This is a genomic window from Thalassospira marina (assembly GCF_002844375.1).
GTDB lineage: Bacteria > Pseudomonadota > Alphaproteobacteria > Rhodospirillales > Thalassospiraceae > Thalassospira > Thalassospira marina.
Genome location: NZ_CP024199.1, coordinates 4,245,460 through 4,272,028 on the forward strand (window position 1 = coordinate 4,245,460; position 26,569 = coordinate 4,272,028).

Consider the following 26,569-nt stretch of genomic DNA (forward strand, 5'->3'; position numbering starts at 1 on the left):
TTTTGCTTTGCCAGAACGGTTTTTTGGCTGAAATGCCTGTCCCCTTTGGGCATTCTTTAACCGATAACACCATAAGGTCGGCAATCGCGCGCAACCAGGCGGATTATCAGGGGGAAGAATGAATAACCATACCAAACGCAGTTGGGGCGAGGCCTTTATGGCCCTGACCAATGGGCGGGTTATTACCATGCTGTTTTTGGGATTTTCCGCCGGGATTCCCATTTTGCTGATTTTTTCGACCCTGTCGATCTGGCTGCGTGAAGCCGGGGTCGAACGTGCCACTGTTACCTATTTCAGTTGGGCTGCCCTTGGTTATTCCTTCAAATTTGTCTGGGCGCCACTGATTGACCGCCTGCCCCTGCCCGGCCTGCATGCCACGCTGGGACGGCGGCGAAGCTGGCTGATTGTTGCACAGACGGCGATCATTGTTTCCATCCTGTGGATGGGCCTGACCGACCCGGCCCAACACCTGACCATGATGGCCTTTGCCGCCGTGGCCCTTGGTTTTTCCTCGGCCACCCAGGATATCGTCATTGATGCCTATCGTATCGAAGCGGTCGATACCGATTTACAGGCGATGATGAGCTCGGCCTATATTGCGGGCTACCGCATTGGCATGATTGTCGCGGGTGCGGGCGCACTGACCATTGCCGCCCTGGTCGAGGGAGATGGCACCTATATGCCGCTTGCCTGGCGGGTTGCCTATGGCTGTATGGCGCTGGCAATGTGTGTGGGGGTTTTAACCACCCTTCTGATCAGCGAACCCGAAGTCACCCGCAAAGACAGCAAATATTTTCACCAGACCAGCGATTATATCCGCTTTCTGGCAATGTTTGCGCTGACCATCATTGCCTTTATCGCCGCCAATATCTGGGCAGGCAATGTGGTTGCGCCGCTGAAAGATACCTTCATTGCCGATGGCATGACCAAGGAACTGGCAGGCTTTTTGACCGGCAGCCTGCAGCTTGCCATTGCAGTGCTGTTTGCCGTTGGTGTGGCCTGGCTGACCACCCTGATGGGCATTACCCCGCGTGAAATGGTGCGCGAAACCTATATCGCACCGGTAAAGGATTTTGTGGATCGATATGGCAAGGTTGCCATCGTCGTACTGGCCCTGATTGGCTTTTATCGTATTGCCGATATCGTCATGGGTGTAATGGCAAATGTGTTTTATACCGATATCGGATTTTCCAAGGAAGAAATCGCCGCCGTTTCCAAAACCTTTGGCCTGTTCATGACCATTGCCGGCAGTTTTCTGGGTGGGGTGCTGTCAGTTCGCTATGGTGTAATCCGGGTGCTGTTTTTGGGCGCGCTGCTTTCCGCCATCACCAATATCCTGTTTGCCATCATGGCGCAGCTTCCCGCCAATACAGTGATGTTTGCCGTTGTCATCATGGCCGATAACCTTTCGGGCGGCCTCGCAACGGCGGCCTTTATCGCCTATCTTTCGGGGCTGACGAATATTTCCTTCACGGCCATGCAATATGCCATTTTCAGTTCGATCATGACCCTGTTTCCCAAGGTCATTGCCGGTTTTTCCGGCACGGTGGTCGACGCGGTTGGCTATCAGGCCTTTTTCATCGGCACGGCAATTATGGGATTGCCGGTATTGCTGCTTGTGGTGCTGGCTGGCCGCCTGACCGATGTTGAACACCCCAAACCCGCACCAGCCCGCACCAAAGGCGGCTGAGCGCCTGTTGTTACTGTGATGTTCACATTACCAGCCCCAGCGCGATCCGCATGGGCAACACCGCCATCTCACAACGGCGCAACTATCAGGGTTTGAGCTCAACGACAGGCCAGAAGGGGCTTTTGCTGAACCCATCGTCAAAGACCAAAACAACGGTCGACCCAGGCCATCAACGTTATCCAGCCTCCAACCAACAAAAAACCCCGCCGGATGCGGCGGGGTTTTGTCATCCGGGTGAACCAGTATGTTAAATCTTTCAGGCAGCCTGTTCGGCTTCATCCTGGGTCAACAACGCATAGATTGCATCGGCAGATGCAGCCCCGCGCAGCTTCTCGCACATACCCTGATTGCGCAGCAACCGCGAGATACGCGCCAAAGCCTTCAAATGGTCGGCACCGGCTTCTTCGGGTGCGACGAGCATGCAAAACAGATCGACCGGCTGTTCATCAACAGCATCAAATTCGATCGGGTTCTGTGCCCGGGCAAAAACCATATAGAGCCGGTCCAGATCGCCCAATTTGCCGTGCGGAATTGCTACACCACCACCGACACCGGTGCTGCCCAGCTTTTCACGATCAAGCAAAACAGAGAAAATCTGCCCTGCGTCACGTCCCGTAACCTCGGCGGCTTTCTCTGCGAGTTCTTCGAGAACAGCCTTCTTGGCGCCGGAACGCAATGCCGGAATAACCCCTGCCGGGGAGAGAATTGTTGAAATGTCCATCTTTCGCGTTGCGTTGTTTGGACCAGAGGTCGCGTCCGTCAGGCTGCGCCAGCTTTTTCATCAGCCGGGTCAAGCCAGCCAATGTTACCATCGGCCCGACGATACACGACGTTCAATCCGCCATGTTTGCCATTCCGGAACATAAGCGCCGGAATATCCCCCAAATCGAGACGCATGACCGCCTCACCTACAGAGAGCGTGTCGATGCGATCAGGTGTTTCTGCAACGATCAGCGGGTCATACCCCTTTGCATGATCGTCATCAGAATGATCTTCATCTTCCTGCTGGATCACGTAATGACGTGCATCCATCAAGGCATCTTCATACTGATCACGGTTCGTATGATGGTCGCGCAAACGCCGTTTATACCGACGCAAACGTTTTGCCACCTTGTCGCAAGCTGCATCAAAGGCCGGATAAACCTCGTCAGCCGATGCTTTTGCCTGAACCAGCATGCCTTTGCCGACATGGACCGATATCTGTGTGTGATAAAGATGCGCCTGTTTGGTAATCGTTACCGTGGCCTCGATCGCATGATCGAAATATTTCTCTACCGCAAGGTCCAAGGTCTCGACGACGTGTTCACGCAAAGCGCTGCCTACGTCAAGTTGCTTGCCAATAACTGTAATCTGCATGGATCGCCTATCCCCAGTTGAGTGACTTCCAGTACATCTGCGAACGACGGTGCCCCTCAATCAGGTGGCGGCACCATATTCCGTCGCCAATGCCAAGTCAACATTTGGGTATTCACCAATATGTTTCAATACTTTAGGCATTGTTTATCGGCATCAGACACCTATCGGGCCTGTGCTTTTTTCTCGCGCCGCCTTTGGACTGACGACGGAATCCGCATTGCCTCACGGTATTTTGCCACTGTTCGCCGGGCAATGTCGATCCCTTCCTTTTGCAGAAGCTCGACAAGTTTATCATCCGAGAGGATTTTTTTCGGATTTTCCCCGTCTATCAATGACTTGATCCGGTGACGAACCGATTCCGACGAATAGGAATCACCGCCATCCGCCGATGAAATTGCCGTGGTGAAGAAGTATTTCAGCTCGAATATACCGCGCGGGGTGGCCATGAATTTGCCGTTTGTCACCCGCGATACCGTGCTTTCATGCATGCTGATCGCTTCGGCAATGTCGCGCAGAATCAGGGGGCGCAGGTGTGAAACCCCATAATTGAAGAACCCGTCCTGCTGGCGAATAATCTCGGAGGCCACCTTGAGAATCGTGGTCGCGCGCTGATGCAGCGCCTTGACCAACCAGTTGGCGTTCTGCAACCGCTCGTTCACAAAAGTTTTTTCCTCGCGCCCGCGAATCCCGGTGCTGATTTCGGCAGCATATTCCTCGTTCACCAGAACACGCGGCAGGGCATCACTATTTAACTCGATTATCCAGTTGCCTGATGATCCGGCGCGCACCAGTACATCGGGAATAACCGGCGAGGCCGGTTCACCGTCACTGGTGCGGCCCGGACGCGGGTCCAGGGTGCGAATCTCGGCGATCATGTCGGCCAGGTCATCGGCATCGACACCGCAAATCCGGCGCAGGCGGTCAAATTCGCGCCGCGCCAGCAATTCCAGATTATTAAGAAGGGCCGCCATCGCCGGGTCAAACCGGTTACGGTCGCGCAATTGCAGTTCCAGGCATTCCGCCAGATTACGGGCAAAAATGCCGACCGGCTCAAATCCCTGCATCCGGCGTAAAACCGCATCGACCTCGGCCGGAGTACAGCCAAGTGCTTCGGATACTTCGCCAAGATCGCCACTGACATAACCGTTGTCATCAAGCATATCGATCAGATAGCTGCCGATCATGCGCATCACCGGTGATGCAAAGGCAAGGTTGAGCTGGTCATCAAGGCTTTGGCGCAGGGTGACGGTATCGGCCAGGGTCTGTTCCAGCCCCGGCAGGTCATCGCCATCGCCACCGCCCATGCCGCCCCCGCCACCATAAGGCAGCGAATAATCATGGTTGGCCCCGACTGGGGCACCATCAGGCGTGATTTCGCCTTCGCCATCGTAAAGGGCATCACTGGCACAATCGAGCGGACCACTGGTTTCCGCCCCCATACTATCGCTGCTGGCCAGGCGGTCAGTACCGCGGAAATCTTCGCGGTCACGGAAATCGTCAATCGCGCGGGCATCCAGGCCCTGTTCACCATTACCAACGGCATCATCACCGCTTTCGGCAAAGGTTTGGCCCGGTTCCGCCCGTTCAAGAAGGGGGTTTTCCAGAAGTTCGCTGTCGATGAAGTTGGAAAGCTCGATATTGTTAAATTGCAACAGTTTGATCGCCTGCTGCAATTGCGGCGTCATGACAAGAGACTGAGACTGACGAAGATCAAGCCTTGCCTTCAGGGCCATATCAGAACCTACCCCGTATCAATCCGCTTTCCCCCATTTCCTTGCCTCGCCTTTCTATTTGGTCCGCATTTCTTTTACGATGCGGTATCCGTTCTGCAAACCCCAGTGACGAAACAACCTGTCCGTGAAGCATCCTTCCAGATACACGGGTATTCATCCAAACAATTGTTATCAGTCCGAAAAAGACAGGAACAGCCAAATAATCAAATGATTTGAAGTTTAAAGGCTGAATCTGTCACCCAGATAGACGCGGCGGACATCGACATTGCGAACGATCTCGTCCGGACCGCCTTCCATCAATACCCGACCATCATGCAGAATATAGGCCCGATCAATAATGTCGAGGGTCTCGCGCACATTGTGATCGGTAATCAGTACGCCAATGCCACGATCCTTGAGGTGACGCACCAGATCGCGAATATCGCCAACGGCAATCGGGTCAATACCGGCCAGCGGTTCGTCAAGCAGGACAAAATTGGGATGTGCCGCCAGTGCACGGGCGATTTCGCAACGGCGCCGTTCCCCACCCGACAGGGCCAGGGCCGGCGTGCGGCGCAAATGCTCGATGGCAAATTCAGCCAGCAGGTCTTCCAGGTTCTGTTCGCGCTTGATGCGGTCGCCTTCAATCACCTCAAGCACGGCCATGATATTCTGCTCCACCGTCATACCCCGAAAAATCGAGGCTTCCTGCGGCAGATAGCCAATCCCCATGCGCGCACGCTGATACATCGGCATCATGGTGATGTCGTTGCCATCAAGCGAGATTGTGCCGCGATCAGGGGAAATCAGCCCGGTGATGATATAAAAGCTGGTGGTTTTACCGGCCCCGTTCGGCCCCAGAAGACCAACAGCCTCACCGCGCTGGACCGAGATCGAAACATCCTTCAGAACCGGGCGCTTTTTAAAGCTTTTGCCCAGATTATGTGCCACCAGTCCCTTATTCGCACTTACCAGTCGCGGACCGCCCGTTACATCGGCATCCGGCATGACAATGGGTGCATTCACACCGCTATTTTTTGTGCTTTTCCGAGACCAGAACACGATCCGACCCTTCGTCAGTTTGTTTTACCAGCAGCTTTGCCACCGGTTTTCGATTTATTTTCGCTTTCAGGTACCAGCAAACCCCGCACCCGTGATTTGCCATCGCCCTTGCCATCCGCCATCAGGCGGCTGATACCGGTTTTCAGGTCAACCACGGCACGATCACCATTAAGCTGGTTTTTGCCGCGCGTGATCTTAACCGATCCGGTCAGGGTGGCGATACCCGTTTTCGCGTCATAAACACCTTGATCCCCAACCACATAATCGGTCGGGGTTTCAATGGTGACATGACCATAACCATCGATGCGTTCAAGCTGGTTGTCACCCTTGGCCGACTGGGTAAAACGCGCGCTCAAAACATCCGCCTTCAGCTTGCGCCCTTCCGAGGTCGCAACAGCATCTCCACGGGCCACCGCCATGCGTTTGGCTTCCCAATATTCCAGGCTGTCCTTGGCGGTCAGGCTTTCCGTCGGGGTGGTATATTTCAAATTCTTGCCGGTCAGCACCACAACGGACTGGTCGATATCGTAAATCGCCAGATCGCCAGTGGCGGCATCGGTGTTGGTCGAAAGCTTCACATGACCATGGGCTTCCAGGCGGTAAATTTCGGTCTGGCCATTGGTTTCGCGATAAAAGGCACGCAATTCATCGGCGCGTACTTCGGATTCACCACGCCGGGCAAAGGCATTGCCGCGCGCAATCAACACATTGTCGTTGCGGCGCCATTCAATACCATTATCCGATTCCACATCCAGCCCGCCTGCCCCCTGCTGGGTCAGGCCCAGCGAGGCCGCCGATGCCGGGCGCAGCCCCGAAACACAGGCCAGCCCAATCACAAGCGTCGCCGCAAATAAAAATCCACCCCCGCGCGGCGTTCTGATCATGATTTCCCTTTCAATGCCTTATCAAAAACTTTGAGTTTGGATTTGCCCAGAAAATGAATAACCGACCCCTTATTTTCCAGCTCAAACCCTGAATCCGATTTAATCGTGCCAAACGGCCCCTGCCCGTCTACCGGGTCGTTTCCGCTGGCATTGCCGTCGCCCAGCTTGATTTCGGCGCTTTCAGTATGAATCTCGAACCCCTTGTCGTGATACATGTTAACGGCGCCGTTCAGATCAAGCCTGCTTTTGCTTTCCGTATAAAGTCCCTTATCGGCCGTTAACGCCACCCAGCTACCATCCGTCAGCGTCATATCCGCCTGCGGACGATCAAGCAACACATGCTCCATCGCACTTTCGCCGTCCTTACGCTGCTCGACCGCTTCGGTTGCCGTCACGGTAAAGGGCTGGCGCTTGGCATCCACGCCAAAAAAGCGCGGATTGCTCATGGCGACATTTTCCATCAGATCATCGGGCGAGCTGGAAAAGCCAAGGTGAAACCCGCTTTCCTGCACCTGTTCGATCTGCGGCCACAAAACCACCAGTGCCAGCAACGCTGCCGCAACCATCGGCAGGATCAGTTTTAACATCAAAACGACGCTACGGCGAACCGGATTGATCTTCACATCGCGCCGCATTTCGGACAAACGGTCCCGCGAGCGCGGCTTGGGCGCTTCAGGGGACGGCGTATCTGAGGTGTCGGCGCTCATGCTCAGGCAACCCCCAGACGCAAAAGATCATGAATATGCACAAGGCCACAGGGCTGCCCCTGATCATCGACTACAAACAGCGATGTAATGCTGCGATCATTCATGATCGCCAGCGCCTCGACAGCCAAAAGATCAGCAGTAATTGCCTTGGGATTGCGGGTCATGACATTGGCCACCGGGCGCGATACCAGATCATCGCCCATATGACGGCGAAGGTCACCGTCCGTCACGATACCAACCAGTTTGGCGGCTTCATCCGTGACACCTACACAGCCAAAGGATTTGCCTGTCATTTCCATCAACGCATCGGACATCAGGGCAGACGCCGGAATAAGCGGCAGCTGGTCTGCACCATGCATGACTTCGCGCACCCGTAACAACCGCTGCCCCAGCTTGCCGCCGGGGTGGAAAGTGCGGAAATCATCGGCGCTAAAGCCACGACGTTCCATCAGGGCAATTGCCAGTGCATCCCCCAGGGCCAGCATGGCCGTGGTCGATGTTGTTGGCGCCTGGCGGTTCGGGCAGGCTTCGGGGCTGTTGGGCAGAACCAGCGGATAATCGCATTGCGACCCAAGCGAGCTTTCAGCCCGGCGTGTCATACCGATCAGCGGAATATGGAAACGGCGCGTATAGGCGATAATGTCCGAAAGTTCCGGCGTTTCACCTGAATTGGACAGCGCCAGCACCGCATCATCCTGACCGATCATGCCCAGATCGCCGTGGCTGGCCTCGGCCGGATGAACAAAAAACGACGGCGTGCCGGTCGAGGCAAAGGTTGCTGCCACCTTTTTGGCAATATGCCCGCTTTTGCCCATGCCTGTCACAACAAGCCGGCCCTTCAGCCCCTCGATCAGGGTGATGGCACGGCAGAAATCGCCATTCAGCGATTGTGCAAGTTCTTCAAGGGCGGCGGCTTCGATGCCAAGCACCTTTTGGGCAACAGCAATGTCTTTTTGTTCGGCTTCGGTAACTGTCATGGCGTTCTTTATGGTCATCAGTCCGGATGCAAACCGGTTCGTTTGTGGGTTCAACCGGCTTCACTGGCGCAAAAATGTGTCAATAACCGGGTCATCGCGCCAACTGCGCTATCGGCGTTGCGGGTTACCCCGCACAGCCTTAATGGGCAAAGATGTCTGATTCTGGCCATCCCGCAAGGTCCAGGCTGGCGCGGGTCGGCAGGAAATCAAAACAGGCCTGGGCCGTTTCCATGCGGCCTTCACGCACCAGACGGCGATCAAGCTCTTCTTTCATCTTGTGCAGATAAAGAACATCGCTGGCAGCATAGGCAATCTGTTCAGGCGACAGGTCTGCAGCCCCCCAATCCGAGCTTTGCTGCTGTTTGGAAATTTCAACACCAACCAGTTCGCGCACCAAGTCCTTCAGACCGTGGCGATCGGTATAAGTCCGCACCAGCTTTGATGCGATTTTGGTGCAATATACCGGTGCGCAACGCACACCAAGATAGGCATCCATCACCGCAATATCAAACCGGCCGAAATGAAACAGCTTCAAGACTTCGGGGTCTGCCAGCATTTTTTTGAGGTTGGGCGCGCTGTAATCCGAACCATCAAATTTCACCAGATGGGCATCGCCATCCCCGGCAGAAAGCTGCACGACACACAGGCGATCACGATGCGGGTTCAGGCCCATCGTTTCGCTGTCAATTGCAACAATTTTGCCTAGATCAAGCCCGTCGGGCAAATCTCCATGATGGAGGTAGTTTGTCATCGCGCGTCTCCGGTCAGAAAGTTTGGCCCTGTCTTAACACAGCAAGGCCGCGCCCGCGATGCAAAAGACACCTTCTGACACCGGATAATACCATTAAAACCGCGATTTTCCCCTATCCCGGCATCACGACCAGCACCTGCCTATCCTAACGGGCAAGGGGTTCAGAATCCTTAAAAACCCGAAGTGCCGCAACCGCACAGGCAATGGACATCCACGCCAGAATGGCCGGCCAGTTGGAAAAGGCGCTTTGGGTGGCCGCAAAGGGAAACAGGGTGGCATTTAACGTTGCCAGATAAAGGGCAACCAGCACGGTTTGCTGTTTGCCAACCCGGATCATCCGAAGCCCCGCCCAAACGACCAGAGCAACAAAAACCAGCCAGGGCAATGTACCGGCCAGACCACTGCTGGAAAGCCATTCCATATAAATGTTGTGCGGATGCGGATAACAGCCAAACTCCAACGATTCTGGTGGCAATTCGGCCTTACAGACCCGCTCGAAGCTACCCATGCCAATGCCAGTCAGAGGATGCTCGGTAAAAAAGCGCCAGCCCATCAGAGCCAGTTGCCCGTAAATCGAGGCGGCGTAATCAGAAATGATGGTGCCAAGATCGGTCACACGGCTGGCGATACGGCTGCTTAACGACAATAACAGGCCGATCCCGGCAATACCGGCAACACCAATAACAATCGATAAAAGCCGCGACCGCCCGCCAACAAGAAACAAACCGATCACCACCGCCGCAATACCGGCAAGGCTTAAAACGCTGGCAGTGCGTTCACCGCTTAGAAAAATAACCGCCAGAACCGGCAGCATCACCAATGCAGCAAGGGTAAAAGCCCTTTTATCGCCGAACGCCTGACGCGCCACAAAGGCCAGCGCCATGACGCCAAAAGCCAGTTTCGAAAGATAACTGCCAATATTCGGCCGGTCGAGCGGGCCGGTCAAACGTCCAGATTCGGTTATCAATTGCCCGGTCAGCAATGACGCGCCGCTCAGGAACTGATACAGGGCATCAAACGCGGCCAGTACCAATGTTGCGGTAACGGCATAACAAACAGTGCGAACCGCAGACCGATCAGTAATCACCCAGCGTGTTGCCGCGGCATAAAACACCACAAACCGCACCCAGATCAGCCCGCGGGTAAAGCTTTTGCTTGGAAATTCAGCCAGTGGGGCGACCACCACAACCAGCATCAACAATGCCACCAACAGGGCGAAAATATCTGCTTCGCGTATCCAGGCCCAATCCCGGCGCAACGTACTGCGCACCAAAAACAATATTGCCACCAGCACCAGTGCCACATCGGCAGCACCGCGCGCAAACAGCAAAAACACCGGAATCAGGCACAAAAACACAAGGGCGCTGCCCCGCAGGCGATTTTCAATTTTTTCACCATAGGGCAAAGCGGCAGATAATTTCGTCACTGTGAAATGGGCCTCCGAACCGCGGGAATGGAATTAAAGGCAGCATAAAAATCATCAAGCATCGCGCCATCCGCCTTTATCAGCCCTGCCTTGGCGCCAAAATAGGCAATCTGAATTTTCAGACCCGGCATTGCATAACCATCACGCAGGGCCTTGCGGGCTGCCGAAATGCATTTCTGCCCCAGTTTCTGGCGGCTGACGCGATCAAGCTGCGGATGCTGGCGCAGAAAATGATAAAAAGTCATGAAGCGATCATGATGCTGCTGAATTTTATTATCCGACAAATGGCTGCCTTCATCTGGCACCCAGGTAACCACCGCATCGGTATCGACAAGGCAGCGCGCCTGTGAAGCCAGCCTTAATGGCAGGGATTCGTCCTGAATGAAAACCTGTTCGTCACAGCCCCCGGCATTGGCAAACAAACTGCGTTCCACCAGCCATGTCATGCGTATAAGCCCCCTGCCAAGGGCACGTTTGAACGGATTGGTATGAATATGTGCCGCTGGTTCAGCAGGAATTTCGCGGGGGCGAATATCGGCAATCGCATCGGCGGTTTTGTGCCATTTGCCATGCACCATGTCGGCACCATGACGGCGCGCCAGCCCCAGCAATGTTGCAACCGCATTGGGCGCAATCACTTCATCGCAATCAAACAATACCAGAAAATCGCCAGTCGCGGCCTTCGCCCCCTGATTGAGGCGAATAGCGGGGCCTTTATTTTCGGTATTTTCAAGGATTTTTACATGGGCAAGCCCGGCAGTTTCCGCACGCAGAACAGAAAGCGAGGCATCGGACGATGCATCATCGACAAAAATATATTCCGCGGAAAAATCGCCACTCTGTTCGCGCAGGGACCGGATGAAAAACGGCAAAACAGCCGCCTTGTTATAAACCGGCAGAACATAACTGATATCTGGCACCCATGCCCCCATTTGCCAAATTCGCGCTGTGCAGTTCTACCGGTATCACCGGGCCACTGCAAAGACAAAAGGCATATCAAAATGCCCACGCATCGGAGAGTACGAACAGGTCGTAATACTGGCAGGGATTGGCAGGCTCATCCAACAACAGGGAAGGCCAGGCACACCCAAAAAACAGGCCAGAAAATACAATACCCCAGTACATCAAAAGATGTACTGGGGTATGGTGCCCAGGAGAAGACTCGAACTTCCACGACCTTGCGGCCACTGGCACCTGAAGCCAGCGCGTCTACCAATTCCGCCACCTGGGCTTAGGGGCTAGTTGGTTGTTCCAGATTTGTCGTCCGGAACGGGGCGGAATATACGCGCTGACAAACAAGTGTCAACAAACTTTTTCAAAGTTTTTGCGCTTCTTTTTGCAGTTTTTTGACGGCCCCGAAAAAATGACGCAAATCCGCCATTTCCCGATATCGCCCCCTTAAACCGCAGGATCAAAAAGGTAGCCCAGAACAGCATTCAGACGATTGCGGCCCTGTCGGGTGGCCTGCAAACCGCGTTCATCACAGATCAAATCACCCGACACGATCAGGGTTTCAAGCCGTTCGGAATCGAGAAGATCGCGTGGTCCGGCCCCGCCGATCCGGTCAAACCGGGCCAGGGGAATCGGCTCATTCAGGCGCAGGCCCATCATCACCATTTCGATCAGGCGTTCACCATTATCAAGAACGACTTCTTCCTGTGTGCCATTGCCCAACTTTTCGACCCGGTCCAACCAGATATCAGGCGCACGGTGACGGCGTACCGCCATGGGCGTTATATGGCCATCATTGCCCACCACGGCCTCGCGGCCATGTGCGCCCGGACCAATGCCCAGATAATCGCCATAGCGCCAATAAACCAGGTTATGGCGGCTTTCCTGCCCCGGGCGGGCATGGTTGGAAACCTCGTAACAGCGATAACCTGCCAGTTCGGTTTCTTCCTGAGTGATATCATAAAGCTCGGCGGCCAGATCCTCGCCGGGCACCTTCAATTCGCCGCGCTGATGAAGGGTATAAAACCGCGTGCCCGGTTCGATGGTCAGCTGATAAAGCGAGATATGCCCCCTGGTGATATCCAGCCCTTCACGCAATTCACGCCGCCAGGCCTGCGGATCATGTTCGGGGCGAGCATAAATCAGATCAAAGGAAAAACGGTCAAACACGGTAGCGGCAACATCAAGCGCGCGGCGGGCTTCGCTGGCATTGTGAACACGGCCCAAAAATTCCAGATCACGATCATTTAACGCCTGAATGCCCAGCGACACGCGATTGATGCCATTGGCCGCAAAGGCAGAAAACCGGTCAATCTCGACCGTGCCGGGATTGGCCTCCAGCGTAATTTCAACATCATCGGTCATCGGCCAATAGGTGCGGATATCGGCAATCAGGGCACCGGCCGTTTCCGGGTCCATCAATGAAGGTGTGCCACCGCCAAAAAAGACCGACCCCACCACCCGGTCCGGGTGGCGTGCGGCCCCGGCAGCCAGTTCGGCGCGCAACGCCGCCCGCCAGCGTTTATGATCAACATTGCTGGCAACGTGGCTGTTGAAATCGCAATAAGGACATTTCGACAGGCAAAACGGCCAGTGAATATAAATGCCAAAGGGGACGGTTTCAGACGTCATTTAAGGTGCGTTCTTTCAAATTTGCGCAAGGCACGGCACAGTCGAGCCGTCAAAGTATGCCTTATAAAATTCAGGCACCGACGATATCAACCGACGGTGCCCAAACCGGCCAGCAGGGTGCGGAGAAACCCCGACCTGCCCCTATGCGAAACAGGCTTTCACAAGCTGGTCAAAAGCACGGGCACGGTGGCTCATTTCATGTTTTTTGGCAGCGGGCATTTCACCAAAGGTCTGGTCATAACCACGCGGCTGGAACATTGGGTCATAACCAAAACCGTTTTTACCGCGTTTTGGCCACACCAGATCGCCTTCAATGCGGCCCTCGAAATTCTCAACATGGTCATCAGGCCAAGCCAGCGAAAGGGCACATACGAAATCGGCCCGACGGTCAGGGTGGTTGCCCACCGCCGTATTGACCTTTTCCATCGCCATATCAAAATCACGATCCGGCCCGGCCCAGCGGGCGGAATAGATCCCCGGTGCACCATCAAGCGCCCACACAGCCATGCCCGAATCATCGGCAAGGGCGGGAAGCTTTGCCGCACGGGCCGCTGCCAGTGCCTTTAACTGGGCATTGCCGATAAAGGAATTTTCAGTTTCCTCAGGCTCTGGCAGGCCAAGATCGCCTGCCGACACCACATCGATCCCGAAAGGGGCAAGCAGTTCGGCAATTTCAACGATCTTGCCTTTGTTATGGCTGGCAATCACCAGCTTCTTTTCCGTAAATCGACGTACCATTTTCCCGCCTGTGGGTTTGTCGTGCAGGGATAATCCGGGTCGTTAACCGGCATCGCAATGCCGATTGCGGGTTTTACAAACCCAGGGCTTCGCGCTGTTTGGCAAACAGTTCGTCACAGCCCTTGCGCGCCAGATCAAGCATCTGGTCAAACGCACCGCGGTCAAACGGCACATCTTCGGCAGTAGCCTGAATTTCAACAAGGCCGCCATTGCCTGCCAGAACAAAGTTGGCATCGGCACCGGCATTGCTGTCTTCGGCGTAATCAAGGTCAAGAACCGGGGTATCATTGTAAATACCACACGAAATGGCCGCCACCGCCTGAGTCAGCGGAATTTCCTTGATCAGGCCAAGGCGGCGAACGCCCTGAAACGCCAGATGGGCCGCAACATAGGCCCCGGTGATTGACGCCGTACGCGTGCCGCCATCAGCCTGGATAACATCACAATCCAGGCGCATCTGCATTTCGCCCATCGCCTTAAGGTCGGTGACGGCACGAATGGAACGCCCGATCAGACGCTGGATTTCCTGGGTACGGCCGGACTGGCCGCCGCGAGTAGCTTCACGCTGCATGCGCGAATCGGTGGCACGCGGCAGCATGCCATATTCCGCCGTGATCCAGCCCTTGCCCGAATTGCGCATCCAGCCAGGAACCTTGTCTTCGACCGTGGCAGTACACAGAACATGCGTATCACCAAATTTAATCAGGCAGGAGCCTTCGGCATATTTGCTGACACCGGTTTCAATGGTGACGTCGCGAAGCTGATCAAGGGAACGACCGGAAGGACGCATAAAGGGAACCTCGTAAGAAAATGATTAAACCAGCCGGCAGGATGGCAGGCCAGATCCTGAATGCGGCCAAGCTAATGGCCCCACCTGCAAAGGTCCAGCATTTTCCCCGGTTTCTTGCCGGTTTGATCACCCCGACAGGCCCATATGCCTGCAAAGATGCAAATATGTGGCCCCTGCCCCCATCCAGCCTGCAATTGACGCCGCGAAAGGGGCTGTCTAAATTCGAAGGATTGCACAAAACCGTATTTGACAGGGTCTTGAATGGCACTTTTGGACAACACAATGCTGGGTGATCTGAATGAACGATCCCGCGAGGTGTTCCGTCAGATCGTTGATGCCTATGTCGAAACCGGCGAACCGATCGGATCGCGCACCATTGCCCGGCGCCTTTCCGAAAAGCTTTCGGCGGCAACCGTGCGCAATGTCATGGCCGATCTTGAAGATCAGGGGCTTCTGGTTGCACCGCATATTTCGGCTGGCCGCCTGCCCAGCGAGAAGGGATTACGCCTTTTTGTCAATGCGCTGATGGAGGTGGGCGACCTGCCCAATGCCGAGCGCGACCAATTGACGAAAAACTGCGAACGCGCGGGTTATTCGCTTGATGAAATGCTGGGCGAAGCCACCAGCATGCTTTCGGGTCTGTCACGCTGTGCCGGTCTGGTTGTTGCACCAAAAACCGACGGGCTTCGCCTTAAACAGATCGAATTCGTGCCACTTTCGCCGGGCAAGGTACTGGCTGTACTGGTTTCGCAGAATGGCAGTGTGGAAAACCGCATTGTCGATGTGCCAACCAATATGCCGACCTCGGCATTGACAGAAGCGGCGAATTATCTAAATACGCAGCTAGCTGGAAAAACACTTGATGATGCACGCCTTCTGGTCGCACGCGAACGCGAACGCATCCAGACGGAGCTTGACGTTCTTTCCGCCAGCCTGATTGATGCAGGCATTGCAACCTGGGCAGGCGGGGTTAAGGATTCGTCGCTAATCATTAAGGGGCAATCACAGCTATTGGAGAATATTGCCACGATCGAGCAGCTTGAAACCGTCCGTCGACTGTTTAACGTTCTGGAAGCCCGCGATCAGATGATCGAACTTCTGGACGTCACATCGGAAGCGGAAGGGGTTCAGATTTTTATCGGGACCGAAAACAAGCTGTTTGGTGGATCGGGTTTGTCGATGGTGATATCGCCCTATCAGAACGCCGAAGGAAGCATTGTCGGCGCAATCGGGGTTGTCGGACCGACGCGGATCAATTATGCCCGCATAATTCCGCTGGTCGACTATACCGCCAAACTGGTCGGGCGACTGATTGGTTAATTTTATGTGGCGCTGCGTGTCAGGCCACACAACAAATGAAGGTAGTCCAACAATGACGGAAACCGCAAAAAACACCACCGAAGAAGAAATGCAGAACGCATCGCCGGCCGAACAGGTCGCCGCCGAGGAAGCCGCACAGGAAGACGTGGCACAGGACCAAGCTGATGCTGCTGGCAGCGCTGACGACGTGATTGCCGCCCTGCAGGCCGAAAATGCCGAGCTGAAAGACCGCCTGCTGCGCACCGCGGCCGAAGCCGAAAATATCCGCCGTCGCGCCAAGAAGGACGTCGAGGATTCGGCTAACTACGCCATTACCAAATTCGCACGCGACCTGCTTGATGTTGGCGATAACCTGCGCCGCGCCCTTGAGGCTGCTGGCGATGGTTCGCAGCAGAATGAAGCGATGAAAACGCTGATCGAAGGCGTTGAAATGACCGAGCGTACCCTTTTGAAATCGTTCGAGCAGAACGGCATCGAAAAGATGGAGCCGCTGGGCGAAAAGCTTGACCCGAACAAACACCAGGCTGTTTTTGAAATGCCAAGTGCTGAACATCCTGAAGGCCATGTCGCCCAGGTGATGCAGGCAGGTTATGTGCTGAAAGGTCGCCTTCTGCGCCCGGCCATGGTTGGCGTTGCCAAGGGTGCCGCCCCCGATACCAGCGCCGAGCCGGGCAGCAATGTTGATACTTCGGCCTGATCAAACGGCCCGATGTTAATTTTCAAAATGGCCCCGCGCACTTTGCCGGGGCCATTTTTTTTGCCTGCTTTTATGACGGCCTTTCTACCGGCACATCAGATTGGAGGGGGCATTTCAATGTTGTAAGCTACGCCCGGATTTTTGAAAGACCGGAGCAGCCATGAGCATTTCCAGCACCCTGATCGAGATATTGCGCAACGAGGCCGCACCGATTGTCATTCTGACGGGGGCCGGCATTTCGCGCGAAAGCGGTTTGCACACCTTTCGCGACCCGGATGGCATTTGGGCCAGATACGATATTTCCGAGGTTGCGACCCCCGAAGCCTTCATCGCCAATCCGGAACTGGTGCAGTCCTTTTACAATGACCGGCGCCAAATCCTGCATGATGCCAGCGTCATCCCCAATGCAGCGCATCAGGCCCTTGTCCGGCTGGAACAGGAATGGCCCGGTGAAGTGTTGCTGGTAACACAAAATATCGATGACCTGCATGGTCGCGCAGGCAGCAAAAACCTGATCCACATGCATGGTGAATTATTAAAAGTGCGCTGCAATCACTGCGATGCCATTTCACCCTGGCAGGATGATTTGGGTGCGGGCGATACATGCCCGGCCTGTGGCAAAACAGGCGGCCTTCGCCCGCATGTGGTGTGGTTTGGGGAAATGCCGCTGGAGATGGAGCGGATCTATCAGGCGCTTGAAAATTGCGGCCTTTTCATATCGATCGGCACATCGGGCAATGTTTATCCTGCGGCGGGGTTTGTTGAAGTTGCCCATCATCAGGCGCAGGCCGAGACTCTTGAAATCAACCTTGAGCCCAGCGACGGGGCCAGCCTGTTTGACCATGCCCTATATGGTCCGGCCACCAAATGCGTGCCTGAATTTGTCGATCAGTTACTGGGAAGGGCCAAAAACAGGTCGTAAAAGGCCTTTTCCCCTGCCGGGGTAAAATCGATCACGCGCGAATCGTTTAATCGCCTGGCCCAGCCAAGATCAAGCATACGTTGCAACAGCCCGGCACCCAAAGCCCCCGCCAGATGTGAACGCCGCATGCTCCAATCCAGGCATTCGCGGCATAACGGGCGGCGTAGCTGGCGCATTTCCGCCAGATCAAGGCCAAAACCTTCGATAAAGGTGGCACCCTGCCTGGTCAGGCGGATATCGCCAACATCATCAAATTCAACCACTTGATGTTGTTGCAGTTTCTCAAACAGGGTCACACCCATTTCACCCGCCAGATGGTCATAACAAATGCGGGCCTTGCGCAATGCAGGGTCACGCGGGCCTGTTCGCACCCGGTTATGGCCTGTACGCTGGGCAATCCCCATCAGAGTTTCCAGCAAATCGACAATATCGGGGTTACCAATGGTGAAATAGCGGTGCCGCCCCTGTTTGCGCGCAGCTAAAATGCCGCCTTCATGCAATTTCGCCAGATGTGAACTGGCCGTCTGGGCGGTAACACCAGCTTCAAGTGCCAGCTCGGTTGCCGTCAAGGCACGACCGGACATCAGCGCGGTCAGCATATTTGCCCGCGCCGGATCACCAATAAGTGCTGCCACACGGGCAATGTCCGGTCCTTCTTTCATAGTTCGATCCTAATCGAAACATTCCTGTCAAACAATCGCGATAATGGCGCCAACACCACAAGTTTTGGTCGCTGGAAAAACCATGAACCTGTCGCGAACCGCCTTTATCGGCGAACTGCTGTTATTGGGAATGTTGGCCCTGTTATGGGGCTCGTCCTATATTTTTATCAAAATTGCCGTGGCGGAAATTCCGCCCCTTACACTGATTGCTTTGCGCGTCAGCATTGCCGCGGTCTTTTTGACTGCCATTGTTTTCGGACAAAAACAGCATTTTCCGCGTGATGCGAAAATCTGGGCACACCTGCTGGTGCAGGCATTTTTCAATTCCATTGGCGCCTGGACAATCCTTGCCTGGGGCCAGCAATATGTCGATAGCGGCCTTGCCAGCGTCCTGAATTCGACATCGCCGGTTTTTCTGTTTTTCATCTCGCTGTTTCTCATCCACCGCGATCAGATAAACGGGTTAAAGCTTCTCGGGGCCCTAACGGGTCTGGGGGGCGTCATCCTTATTGTCGGCCCGGCTGCACTAAATGGTTTAGGGCAGCATCTTATGGGGCAACTGGCCGTTTTGACCGGTGCCTTTCTTTATGCCTGCAGTGCCCTTTATGGCAAAAAATTCACTGCCTTTGCCCCTTCCGTTACCGCAGCTGGCACCATGATCTGGGCGGCAATCTGGCTGATCCCGCTTTGCCTGGTTAACGATCACCCCTGGGCGTTGCGGCCATCCTTATCAGCCATTTCTGCTGTCATCATCCTGTCGGTCTTTTGTACCGGCGTGGCGTTGATGCTGTATTTCCGGCTGGTCAAAACACTGGGCCCCATGGGGGTTGTCAGCCAAAGCTATCTACGGGCCGGAATCGGCGTTTTTCTTGGCATTTTCATTCTGCACGAAACCCCGGGTCCACGAACACTGGCGGGCATTGCCATTGCGCTGGCCGGGGTTGTCATCCTGAACTGGCCAGAAAAGGCCAAACCGACACACTGACCCAACCCATTATCCTCCTCCCCCCTCCTGACATAGAAAAGAGATTCAAGATGCTGACCTGTTTTATCCGCTATGAAATTGACCCTTATAAAAAAGACGCCTTTGAAGAATATGCACGCAACTGGGGCCAGGCGATTCCGCGCTGCGGGGCAGATCTGATCGGTTATTTTGCACCCCATGAGGGCACAACCACCACCGCCTATGGCGTTTATACCCTGCCAAACCTTGCAGCTTACGAAGCCTATCGCACCCGCCTGATGGCCGACCCGCTAGGCCAAGAAAATTACCGATTCGCCAAAAAGGAACAATTCATTCGCCGCGAAGAACGACAGTTTTACAAACTGGCTTCCGGCCCGCATGCCACAAGGATCGAACCATGATTGCCGTGATTTTCGAAGTCATCCCCAAAGCCGAATATAAGTCCGACTATTTCGACATTGCCGGCGATCTTCGACCGCTTCTTGACGGGATTGATGGTTTTATCTCGATCGAACGGTTTGAAAGCATCACCACACCAGGAAAAATCCTGTCGCTTTCTTTCTGGCGGGATGAAGAGGCGGTCAAAGCCTGGCGCAATCTTGAAGAACATCGCGCGGCACAATCGCAAGGCCGCACCCGCATTTTTCAGGATTACCGCCTGCGTGTTGCCCATGTGATGCGCGATTACGGCACGACCGAACGCGGCGATGTGCCACCTGATTCCAAAAACCATCACAACGCTTAAAAATAATCCGCCCGAACCATTTTTCAGGTTCGGGCGGATCAATTCTTTGGTGAAGGCGGAGGCTACCCTGCGCGCAGGCACTGTTTAAATGCCGGGCTTAAACCCTGGCATCAGCCTGCTGTTTTGTCGAGACTGACGGGGCAATATCTTCGTCCTCATCCGCCGATGGGGCGGGTTTGGCTGATCCCTTGAAATCAAGCAGCATAACGGCCAGAACCACCAGTCCGGCGCCGACAAAAATGATCGGCATCGGGAACATGTCAAAAAAGATCAGGTCCATTGCCAGCGAAAATGGCAGGGCGGTATAGGCCGCAGGCGAAATAACACTGGCGTCGGCAACACGCACAGCGCGCAGCACCATGTAATTGGTCAGCATCGCGAAAAACCCGGCACCGCCCGCAAAGGCCCAGTCAGAAAGGGCCGCTGGCTGCCACAATATAACGCCAACTGGCACCCAGATGACCACGGCTACAATTTGTGGCCAGAACAGCATGGAAAAATTGGTTTCTGTCCGGGTCAGAACCTTGGCAAACAGGGTTTGCGCCGAAAAACAGAACGCCCCGGCCAGTGCACCAGCAACACCCAGCGGCACACCAAAACCATTCATTTTCGGGGCACACATAATCCAGACACCGACCAGCCCCAAAAGGGTTGCGGCCAACTTACGGGCTGTCAGCTTTTCGCCAAGAAACACCACAGCAAGCATCACGGTCAGCAATGCCTCGATAAACAGATAGGCGTTTACTTCGCTGATGCTCATTTGTCGCAGGGCATAGAACACGCAAAACAGCGACCCGTACCACAGCACCCCGCGCAACATATGGGCATAGGGGCGGCGTGTGCGCACCTGGCGGGTGCCCACAAACATCAAAATCACCAGGAAGGCCGCCACCGTTAGAATGGCCCGCATGGCCAGAATCTGGGCTGTCGGGATATCGGCCGAAACCAGCTTGGCACAGACATCGACAAAAACGCCCGATGCCATCGCGCCGGTCATCCATAAAACGCCGCGCAAATTTCCGCTCAGGCGCGCCAGCGTCCTGGTCATGGCCAACTTCCTGTTGTTCGATATGAAAAGGATAAAGAGGGAGTTTCCAAAGCCGGGATCAGTCGGATACTGCGGGTGGCGCAAGGAGACAAAAGGTCTGGAAACCCTCTCGCAAGTATCTTGCCCGGAACCATTCAAAAAAACGAATGAAGAGTTTTCAGCGACCGATGAGAAAATTTTGTGCAAAACAGAAGGCCGGTCCTGATAAACAGGATCGTCCCATATTGCCTGTTAGCGGAACACCAGAATGCGTCGCAAATTACCGCCCTTACGCGCCCTTGTCGCCTTCGAAGCCACGGCCCGCCATCAAAGCGTGAAAGATGCCGCCGAAGAACTGAATGTGACGCAAAGCGCAATCAGCCATCAGCTGCGCCAGCTTGAGGAAAGCGTGGGCGTGGTTCTGTTTGTGCGCAAGGGGCGCGGCCTGTCGCTGACCAAATCGGCACGCCAGCTTTTGCCACGCCTGACCGCCGCCCTTGACGATATTTCCGGCATCACCAGCGAAATTGGCCCGGATAAAGGCCGTGCCATCCGGATCGGGGCACTGGCGACCCCGGCGCTAAGCATCCTGATCGAGGAACTCGACAGTCTGCGTGCTGCCATTCCTGGCGATATCCCTGTCCAGTTTCGCAAAATCGAATTTGATGACGACCTGGACCCGCTGGAAATTGATCTGGCACTTCAGATCGCGCCCAAAGACCTGCCCGGCCCGGAAGGCTGGACCATGGAGCTTCTGACACCGGAAATCTATCATGCGCTGGTATCGCCGCACTGGCTGGAACGGCGCGGTTTTAAAGGCACCAGTGTCGATGTTTCGCAGCTTGAACCACGCGATATTCTGTTGATCGACAGTGATAGCGAACAGTTTTCACAAATCAATTCCTGGTTTGAGGAAACCCGTTTTTCGCTGTCTGACTGCTGGACCTTCAGCCATCATATCTGGGCGCTTGAGGCGGCGCGCGAAGGCCATGGCATTGTGGCAAGCACCGATGTTGTCGCCCGCAAATATGTTGATCGTCGCGAACTTGTCGCGCTGGATTTTCCCGATTTCATGTCAAGCTGGTGGTACCGGCTTCTGATTCGCCCTTCGCGTGAACGCGACCCCGCTGTCATGGCCGCAGCAGACTGGATTCGCAATCAGATCCGCCTTCCTATAAACGAAAACATGCATTTGTAACCTTCGGGCTATTGCACAGCCTTCCCCACCTATGTACAACTTTCAATCACGTTATTGTTGAGGGGCAATAACGCCTGACTAGAGATTTCGTCCGGGGGGAAGATGTCAAAGGTAGATCTCGTATCGGTAATCGTGACCACCTATAACTGGTCAAGTGCACTGGCGATGGTTTTGCAATCACTGCAGGACCAGAATGATCGCAATTTCGAAATCGTCATTGCCGATGATGGATCAGATGATGAAACCCGCGACCTGATCGCCGGTTTTGCAAAAGAATGCCCCATCCCCGTCAAACATTTCTGGCAGGAAGACAACGGTTTTCGGGTTGCACGCGCACGCAACGGCGCATTGTCGCTTTGCAGTGGCGATCTGGTGATCTTTATCGACGGCGATTGCTGTGTGATGCCTGATTTTGTTACCCGTCATCGCAAGGCCGTAACAGAAGGCTGTTTTGTCACTGGCAAACGGGTTTTCCTGAAGCGCAACTTCACCCAGATGTTGATGCGCAAACAGCCCAATTTCCATAAATGGCCGCGATTCGCCCTGTTTACCCTTGGCCTTACCGGGCAGTGCAACCGCCCGTTCCAGTTCATGCCCCTGCCCCAAAGCGGCAAAAGCCTGTGGAAGCATGAAAACTGCTGGAAAAAAGCACAAACCTGCAATCTTGCTGTGCTGCGCACGGATATCGACCGGGTTGCCGGTTTTGATGAATCCTATGAAGGCCACGGCCTTGAAGATTCCGATTTTGTCCTGCGGCTTTTGCGCTCCGGCCTGAAACGCAAAAATCTGGAATACTCCTCGCCAGTTTTGCACCTGTTTCATGACCGCAAAATTGCCCAGCGCCATGCCGGTGCTGATGATAACCGCATTCATTTCAGCAATCTTGAAAATGATACGGTACGGTTTTTACCGGGCCGCAGCATGTTCCTGGCCCCCGAAGCAGCAGAATAACGCCATCCCCGACCAAGGATGAAGAAGCGGGTTCTTGGAACATTGCGCATTTCGCGATAAAAGGGCCGCATCATTTTTGCGCATGCCTTCGGGATGCGCAAATGGATCCCATATCCAAGCCCGGCAACGGGTGATCTGAAGCAAATGCGAAAGGGTGTTACCCCGATGGACCTCAGCAAGATTGCGGTTGGTAAAGACGTTCCCTGGGACGTTAATGTTGTCATTGAAATCCCGCAGGGCGGGCCGATCAAATACGAAGTCGACAAGGATTCTGGCGCGGTATTTGTTGACCGTTTCCTTCATACCTCGATGTATTATCCGGTCAATTACGGCTTCATTCCCAACACCCTGGGCGAAGATGGCGACCCCGTTGACGCCATGGTCATGTTCCGCGAGCCAGTCGTTGCCGGTTCCGTCATTCGTGCCCGCCCGATTGGCGTGCTGATGATGGAAGACGAAGCAGGCATGGACGAAAAGCTGATCTGCGTGCCGCATGAAAAGGTCGATCCTTACTATAAGGACATCAAATCGCACGAAGACCTGCCGGAAATCCTGCGCGACCAGATCCAGCACTTCTTCGAGCGTTACAAAGACCTCGAAAAAGGCAAATGGGTCAAAGTTACCGGCTGGAAAGGTGCAGAAACCGCTGCCGAACTGATCAATATTGCCATTGAACGTTTCGCGAAATAAGCAAGCTTGAGCGGTTTTCCATCATTCCTGTGATGGCGCACCGACATTGCAATGCGATACAACGCCCCGCCCTATCGCGGGGCGTTGTTATTTTTAACCCCCGTCATCGCCATGACAAATTCCCGGCATTTCATGGCGTGTACTGATCGAGCATTTTCCCAACACCAGCACACTACAGGGGCATAATCACCATCATGGCCGATCGCAAAAGCCCGAACCCTGAAAACCCCGATAACACTACAGCCGCAATTACAGTTGATGAAACCGGCACACTGCATTTTCAGGACAAAAACTATCGCGCGGCAATTGGTAAAACCGGTATGAGCTTAGACAAACGGGAAGGCGACGGTGCCAGCCCGATTGGCAACTGGACCCTGCGTTATGTGATGTATCGAGCTGACCGCGTCCCTGCGCCCAAAACCGGCCTTCCTGTTCATATTCTTGCACCCGATGATGGCTGGTGTGATGCGCCGTCAAGCAGCCATTATAACCGTCCGGTGCGCCTGCCCCTGGATGCCAGCCATGAAAAGCTGTGGCGCGAAGATGCCGTTTACGACGTGATTGTCGCCCTTGACCATAACGACAGCCCCGCCGTTCCTGGCAACGGCTCGGCTATTTTCATGCATATCGCCCGCCCTGCCTATAACGGAACCGAAGGCTGCATTGCCCTATCACGCGCGGATTTATATGAAATTCTGGCAGGCTGTGGCGTTTCGACCCGTCTTTGCATTCGCAGCACACAACCAGGCGGCGACGAACAGACCCTTGCGGCAAATCGACCAACGCCCTAGTTTGATCATCGTACATTTATCAGACCGGGACAGGACATGATCGAAGACGATTATCTTTACAACAAGAGCGGCATCAAAGGTTTTGGTGCAAAACTGCGCGGCTTTTTCGGAAGCGGCCGTTTCTGGCTTCGGGCCCTTGCCGTGATTGTTGTTCTGGCCCTGATCTATTATCCGGTCGGCATGATCATTGTGCAGAAGATCGACGACAATACCGATTTCACCGGCAATTATCAGGGTGGCAGCCATGCCGTTGCCACCGCGATTGATCTGATCGACCGCGAAGTGAATGACCATCAATGGACGGCGAACGACCCGTTCTTCATGCCCGGTGCCGCCCTGGACAATATGCCGAACTATCAGACCGGCATCATTTACGCCCTGTCGCGATTCGCCATTGAACTGTCCGATCAGATCGGCCGTGCACGCGGATCAAGCCAGGTGGATGGTGATCTTGATAACGCTGCCGGTGTATTGAAATTCCGGGGTGACAAATGGGTGTTTGACCCCAGCATTTCGCTGCTGCCTGGCGTTTCCTCCGAACAGCAATACCGCCAGGCGATTTCATCGCTGCGCCGCTATAACGAACGCCTTGCTGCTGGCAATGCCGCTTTTGAACGCCGTGCAGACAATTTGCAGGAAACCCTTGCCCGTTTTGCCAATGATCTGGGGTCGGCATCGGCACTGATTGACAACAAGGTTGCCCATCCGTCGATTTTCGATACCACGGCAGACGATGTTTTCTATGCCACCAAAGGCCGCCTTTATGCCTATAGCCTGATCCTGCGTGACCTTGGCACTGATTTTGAAAACATCCTCAATGAACGCCAGGTCAGCCAGGTCTGGGCTGAAATGGTGGCATCGCTTCAGTCGGCGGCCAAACTTGACCCGGTTGTTGTCATTAACGGGTCGGCTGACGGGATTATTCTGCCCAACCATCTTGCCGGTCTTGGTTTTTACCTGCTGCGTGCACGCACCCAGATGAATGAAATCATCAGTATCCTGCAACGCTAGGCGCAATCTGGTATTTTAACGAATACCTGAGTTGCATGGTCGGACTTGATCTTTTTAAAAAATTGGCCCATTTAGAGACCAAAGAGAAAGACATGAGGGCTGCCGCGCATACGTCATGGCTGCGGCGCCACAATAAAAGGACTTGGTGAAGATGTTCATACAAACCGAACCGACCCCGAATCCCGCCACCCTTAAATTTCTTCCGGGTGAAGAAGTCATGGGGCGTCAGGGGACTGCCAATTTCACCAGCAACGATGAACATGTGAAATCGCCGCTGGCCCGCAAGCTGTTTGAAGTTGAAGGTATTACCGGTGTATTTCTTGGCGGTGATTTCATCACCATCACCAAGGAAGACAGCCGCGAATGGCAGACCCTGAAACCGCAAATTCTGGGCGGGATCATGGAGCATTACACCTCTGGTCAACCTATCCTCGATCAGGGCAGCGATGCCACCAAAGCAACCAGCTCAGCCTCGGAAGGGGATGACGAGCTGGTCAGCCAGATCAAGGAACTGCTTGATACCCGCGTGCGTCCGGCTGTTGCCCAGGACGGCGGCGACATCGTTTTCCACAAATTTGAAGACGGCGTTGTCTATCTGGAAATGCACGGCGCATGTTCAGGCTGCCCCAGCAGCACCGCGACCCTGAAAATGGGCATCGAAAACATGCTGCGTTACTATGTTCCCGAAGTTCAGGCTGTCGAGCCTGTCATGGCGGAATACTGAGACCAGAAAGCTTATCGCTTCACGGTCTGATCAAGATTTTTTCATAATCGCGCCGGAATCATCGGCTATCGGTTTGTCCAACGGATAAACTTGCTGGCAGGATGTCGGCGCGATTATTGCGGCCCTGCCGGCTTGCACCCGTCTCACATGATGTGATGCTGCACACAGAGACGACATACCATATGGAGTAT

Annotated in this window: 28 protein-coding genes and 1 tRNA gene; 13 read left to right on the top strand and 16 right to left on the bottom strand. The window is 54.6% G+C overall.

Features of this window, described 5'->3' with window-relative positions; translation table 11 throughout:
- The first annotated feature begins 118 nt into the window (after positions 1 to 118).
- Positions 119 to 1,690, top strand: a complete 1,572-nt coding sequence (locus CSC3H3_RS19280) for an AmpG family muropeptide MFS transporter (protein WP_101285885.1) — start codon at positions 119 to 121, stop codon at positions 1,688 to 1,690.
- 256 nt (positions 1,691 to 1,946) lie between these two features.
- On the opposite strand, the gene ptsN is transcribed toward CSC3H3_RS19280, so the two are convergent.
- The 14 genes from ptsN to rph all read right to left on the bottom strand — a co-directional run bounded on the left by ptsN (position 1,947) and on the right by rph (position 14,676).
- Positions 1,947 to 2,411, bottom strand: a complete 465-nt coding sequence (gene ptsN / locus CSC3H3_RS19285; protein WP_101285886.1) for a PTS IIA-like nitrogen regulatory protein PtsN — start codon at positions 2,409 to 2,411, stop codon at positions 1,947 to 1,949.
- Between the two features lie 38 nt (positions 2,412 to 2,449).
- The gene (hpf, locus tag CSC3H3_RS19290) at positions 2,450 to 3,046 is read right to left on the bottom strand and encodes a ribosome hibernation-promoting factor, HPF/YfiA family (protein ID WP_101265211.1); all 597 of its coding nucleotides are present in this window, start codon (positions 3,044 to 3,046) and stop codon (positions 2,450 to 2,452) included.
- Between the two features lie 161 nt (positions 3,047 to 3,207).
- On the bottom strand, positions 3,208 to 4,779 hold the full coding sequence (rpoN, locus tag CSC3H3_RS19295) for an RNA polymerase factor sigma-54 (protein WP_101285887.1): 1,572 nt from the start codon (positions 4,777 to 4,779) through the stop codon (positions 3,208 to 3,210).
- A gap of 219 nt (positions 4,780 to 4,998) precedes the next feature.
- The gene (lptB, locus tag CSC3H3_RS19300) at positions 4,999 to 5,766 is read right to left on the bottom strand and encodes an LPS export ABC transporter ATP-binding protein (protein WP_101265604.1); all 768 of its coding nucleotides are present in this window, start codon (positions 5,764 to 5,766) and stop codon (positions 4,999 to 5,001) included.
- 68 nt (positions 5,767 to 5,834) lie between these two features.
- On the bottom strand, positions 5,835 to 6,704 hold the full coding sequence (locus CSC3H3_RS19305) for an LptA/OstA family protein (protein WP_101265214.1): 870 nt from the start codon (positions 6,702 to 6,704) through the stop codon (positions 5,835 to 5,837).
- Positions 6,701 to 7,411: an LPS export ABC transporter periplasmic protein LptC gene (gene lptC / locus CSC3H3_RS19310; RefSeq protein ID WP_101265216.1), complete on the bottom strand. Its 711-nt coding sequence runs from the start codon at positions 7,409 to 7,411 to the stop codon at positions 6,701 to 6,703. The genes CSC3H3_RS19305 and lptC overlap by 4 nt, the downstream gene beginning before the upstream one ends.
- A gap of 2 nt (positions 7,412 to 7,413) precedes the next feature.
- Positions 7,414 to 8,406: a KpsF/GutQ family sugar-phosphate isomerase gene (locus CSC3H3_RS19315; RefSeq protein WP_172963451.1), complete on the bottom strand. Its 993-nt coding sequence runs from the start codon at positions 8,404 to 8,406 to the stop codon at positions 7,414 to 7,416.
- 121 nt (positions 8,407 to 8,527) lie between these two features.
- A complete protein-coding gene (locus CSC3H3_RS19320) occupies positions 8,528 to 9,139 on the bottom strand; it encodes a ribonuclease D (RefSeq protein WP_101285888.1) in 612 nt (203 codons plus the stop codon).
- Positions 9,140 to 9,284: 145 nt separating this feature from the next.
- Positions 9,285 to 10,565: an O-antigen ligase family protein gene (locus CSC3H3_RS19325; protein ID WP_101285889.1), complete on the bottom strand. Its 1,281-nt coding sequence runs from the start codon at positions 10,563 to 10,565 to the stop codon at positions 9,285 to 9,287.
- Positions 10,562 to 11,485 (bottom strand): glycosyltransferase family 2 protein, encoded by a 924-nt coding sequence (locus CSC3H3_RS19330; protein ID WP_157831962.1) that lies wholly within the window; start codon positions 11,483 to 11,485, stop codon positions 10,562 to 10,564. The genes CSC3H3_RS19325 and CSC3H3_RS19330 overlap by 4 nt, the downstream gene beginning before the upstream one ends.
- 224 nt (positions 11,486 to 11,709) lie before the next feature.
- Positions 11,710 to 11,796 (bottom strand) — tRNA-Leu (locus CSC3H3_RS19335).
- Between the two features lie 167 nt (positions 11,797 to 11,963).
- Positions 11,964 to 13,148 (bottom strand): radical SAM family heme chaperone HemW, encoded by a 1,185-nt coding sequence (gene hemW, locus CSC3H3_RS19340; protein WP_101285891.1) that lies wholly within the window; start codon positions 13,146 to 13,148, stop codon positions 11,964 to 11,966.
- A 141-nt stretch (positions 13,149 to 13,289) separates the two neighbouring features.
- Positions 13,290 to 13,886, bottom strand: a complete 597-nt coding sequence (gene rdgB / locus CSC3H3_RS19345; RefSeq protein WP_101265226.1) for an RdgB/HAM1 family non-canonical purine NTP pyrophosphatase — start codon at positions 13,884 to 13,886, stop codon at positions 13,290 to 13,292.
- A 73-nt stretch (positions 13,887 to 13,959) separates the two neighbouring features.
- On the bottom strand, positions 13,960 to 14,676 hold the full coding sequence (rph, locus tag CSC3H3_RS19350; RefSeq protein WP_101285892.1) for a ribonuclease PH: 717 nt from the start codon (positions 14,674 to 14,676) through the stop codon (positions 13,960 to 13,962).
- 261 nt (positions 14,677 to 14,937) lie between these two features.
- Here rph and hrcA point away from each other — a divergent pair, with 261 nt between their 5' ends.
- The 3 genes from hrcA to cobB all read left to right on the top strand — a co-directional run bounded on the left by hrcA (position 14,938) and on the right by cobB (position 17,615).
- On the top strand, positions 14,938 to 15,996 hold the full coding sequence (hrcA, locus tag CSC3H3_RS19360) for a heat-inducible transcriptional repressor HrcA (RefSeq protein ID WP_101265232.1): 1,059 nt from the start codon (positions 14,938 to 14,940) through the stop codon (positions 15,994 to 15,996).
- Between the two features lie 52 nt (positions 15,997 to 16,048).
- Positions 16,049 to 16,693, top strand: a complete 645-nt coding sequence (gene grpE, locus CSC3H3_RS19365; protein WP_101285894.1) for a nucleotide exchange factor GrpE — start codon at positions 16,049 to 16,051, stop codon at positions 16,691 to 16,693.
- A gap of 160 nt (positions 16,694 to 16,853) precedes the next feature.
- Positions 16,854 to 17,615 carry a Sir2 family NAD+-dependent deacetylase gene (cobB, locus tag CSC3H3_RS19370; RefSeq protein ID WP_101285895.1) on the top strand — a complete coding sequence of 254 codons (762 nt, stop codon included), beginning with the start codon at positions 16,854 to 16,856 and terminating at the stop codon, positions 17,613 to 17,615.
- On the opposite strand, the gene CSC3H3_RS19375 is transcribed toward cobB, so the two are convergent.
- On the bottom strand, positions 17,582 to 18,277 hold the full coding sequence (locus CSC3H3_RS19375; protein WP_101285896.1) for an ArsR/SmtB family transcription factor: 696 nt from the start codon (positions 18,275 to 18,277) through the stop codon (positions 17,582 to 17,584). The genes cobB and CSC3H3_RS19375 overlap by 34 nt on opposite strands.
- An 82-nt stretch (positions 18,278 to 18,359) precedes the next feature.
- On the opposite strand from CSC3H3_RS19375, the gene CSC3H3_RS19380 reads away from it, so the two are divergent.
- The 3 genes from CSC3H3_RS19380 to CSC3H3_RS19390 are packed head-to-tail and all read left to right on the top strand — an operon-like array spanning position 18,360 to position 19,986.
- Entirely contained in the window at positions 18,360 to 19,262 is a 903-nt protein-coding gene (locus tag CSC3H3_RS19380; RefSeq protein WP_101285897.1) for a DMT family transporter, read from the top strand.
- A 50-nt stretch (positions 19,263 to 19,312) separates the two neighbouring features.
- Complete coding sequence (locus CSC3H3_RS19385) at positions 19,313 to 19,642, top strand: NIPSNAP family protein (protein ID WP_101285898.1); 330 nt, start codon at positions 19,313 to 19,315, stop codon at positions 19,640 to 19,642.
- Entirely contained in the window at positions 19,639 to 19,986 is a 348-nt protein-coding gene (locus tag CSC3H3_RS19390; RefSeq protein WP_101285899.1) for an antibiotic biosynthesis monooxygenase family protein, read from the top strand. Before CSC3H3_RS19385 ends, CSC3H3_RS19390 begins: the two co-directional genes overlap by 4 nt.
- 97 nt (positions 19,987 to 20,083) lie before the next feature.
- Here the strand turns inward: CSC3H3_RS19390 and CSC3H3_RS19395 are convergent, their stop codons facing one another.
- Positions 20,084 to 21,034: a DMT family transporter gene (locus CSC3H3_RS19395; protein ID WP_101265246.1), complete on the bottom strand. Its 951-nt coding sequence runs from the start codon at positions 21,032 to 21,034 to the stop codon at positions 20,084 to 20,086.
- A gap of 247 nt (positions 21,035 to 21,281) precedes the next feature.
- Between CSC3H3_RS19395 and CSC3H3_RS19405 the strand changes: the two genes are divergently transcribed.
- From CSC3H3_RS19405 to CSC3H3_RS19430, 6 genes are all read left to right on the top strand, one after another.
- Positions 21,282 to 22,211, top strand: a complete 930-nt coding sequence (locus CSC3H3_RS19405; RefSeq protein ID WP_101285901.1) for a LysR family transcriptional regulator — start codon at positions 21,282 to 21,284, stop codon at positions 22,209 to 22,211.
- Positions 22,212 to 22,313: 102 nt separating this feature from the next.
- Positions 22,314 to 23,162, top strand: a complete 849-nt coding sequence (locus CSC3H3_RS19410) for a glycosyltransferase (RefSeq protein WP_101285902.1) — start codon at positions 22,314 to 22,316, stop codon at positions 23,160 to 23,162.
- Between the two features lie 165 nt (positions 23,163 to 23,327).
- Entirely contained in the window at positions 23,328 to 23,852 is a 525-nt protein-coding gene (gene ppa, locus CSC3H3_RS19415; RefSeq protein ID WP_101265608.1) for an inorganic diphosphatase, read from the top strand.
- A gap of 194 nt (positions 23,853 to 24,046) precedes the next feature.
- Positions 24,047 to 24,643: a L,D-transpeptidase family protein gene (locus CSC3H3_RS19420; RefSeq protein ID WP_101285903.1), complete on the top strand. Its 597-nt coding sequence runs from the start codon at positions 24,047 to 24,049 to the stop codon at positions 24,641 to 24,643.
- A gap of 36 nt (positions 24,644 to 24,679) precedes the next feature.
- Complete coding sequence (locus CSC3H3_RS19425; RefSeq protein ID WP_101285904.1) at positions 24,680 to 25,654, top strand: DUF2333 family protein; 975 nt, start codon at positions 24,680 to 24,682, stop codon at positions 25,652 to 25,654.
- Between the two features lie 151 nt (positions 25,655 to 25,805).
- Entirely contained in the window at positions 25,806 to 26,378 is a 573-nt protein-coding gene (locus CSC3H3_RS19430) for a NifU family protein (protein WP_101265256.1), read from the top strand.
- Positions 26,379 to 26,569: the final 191 nt, after the last annotated feature.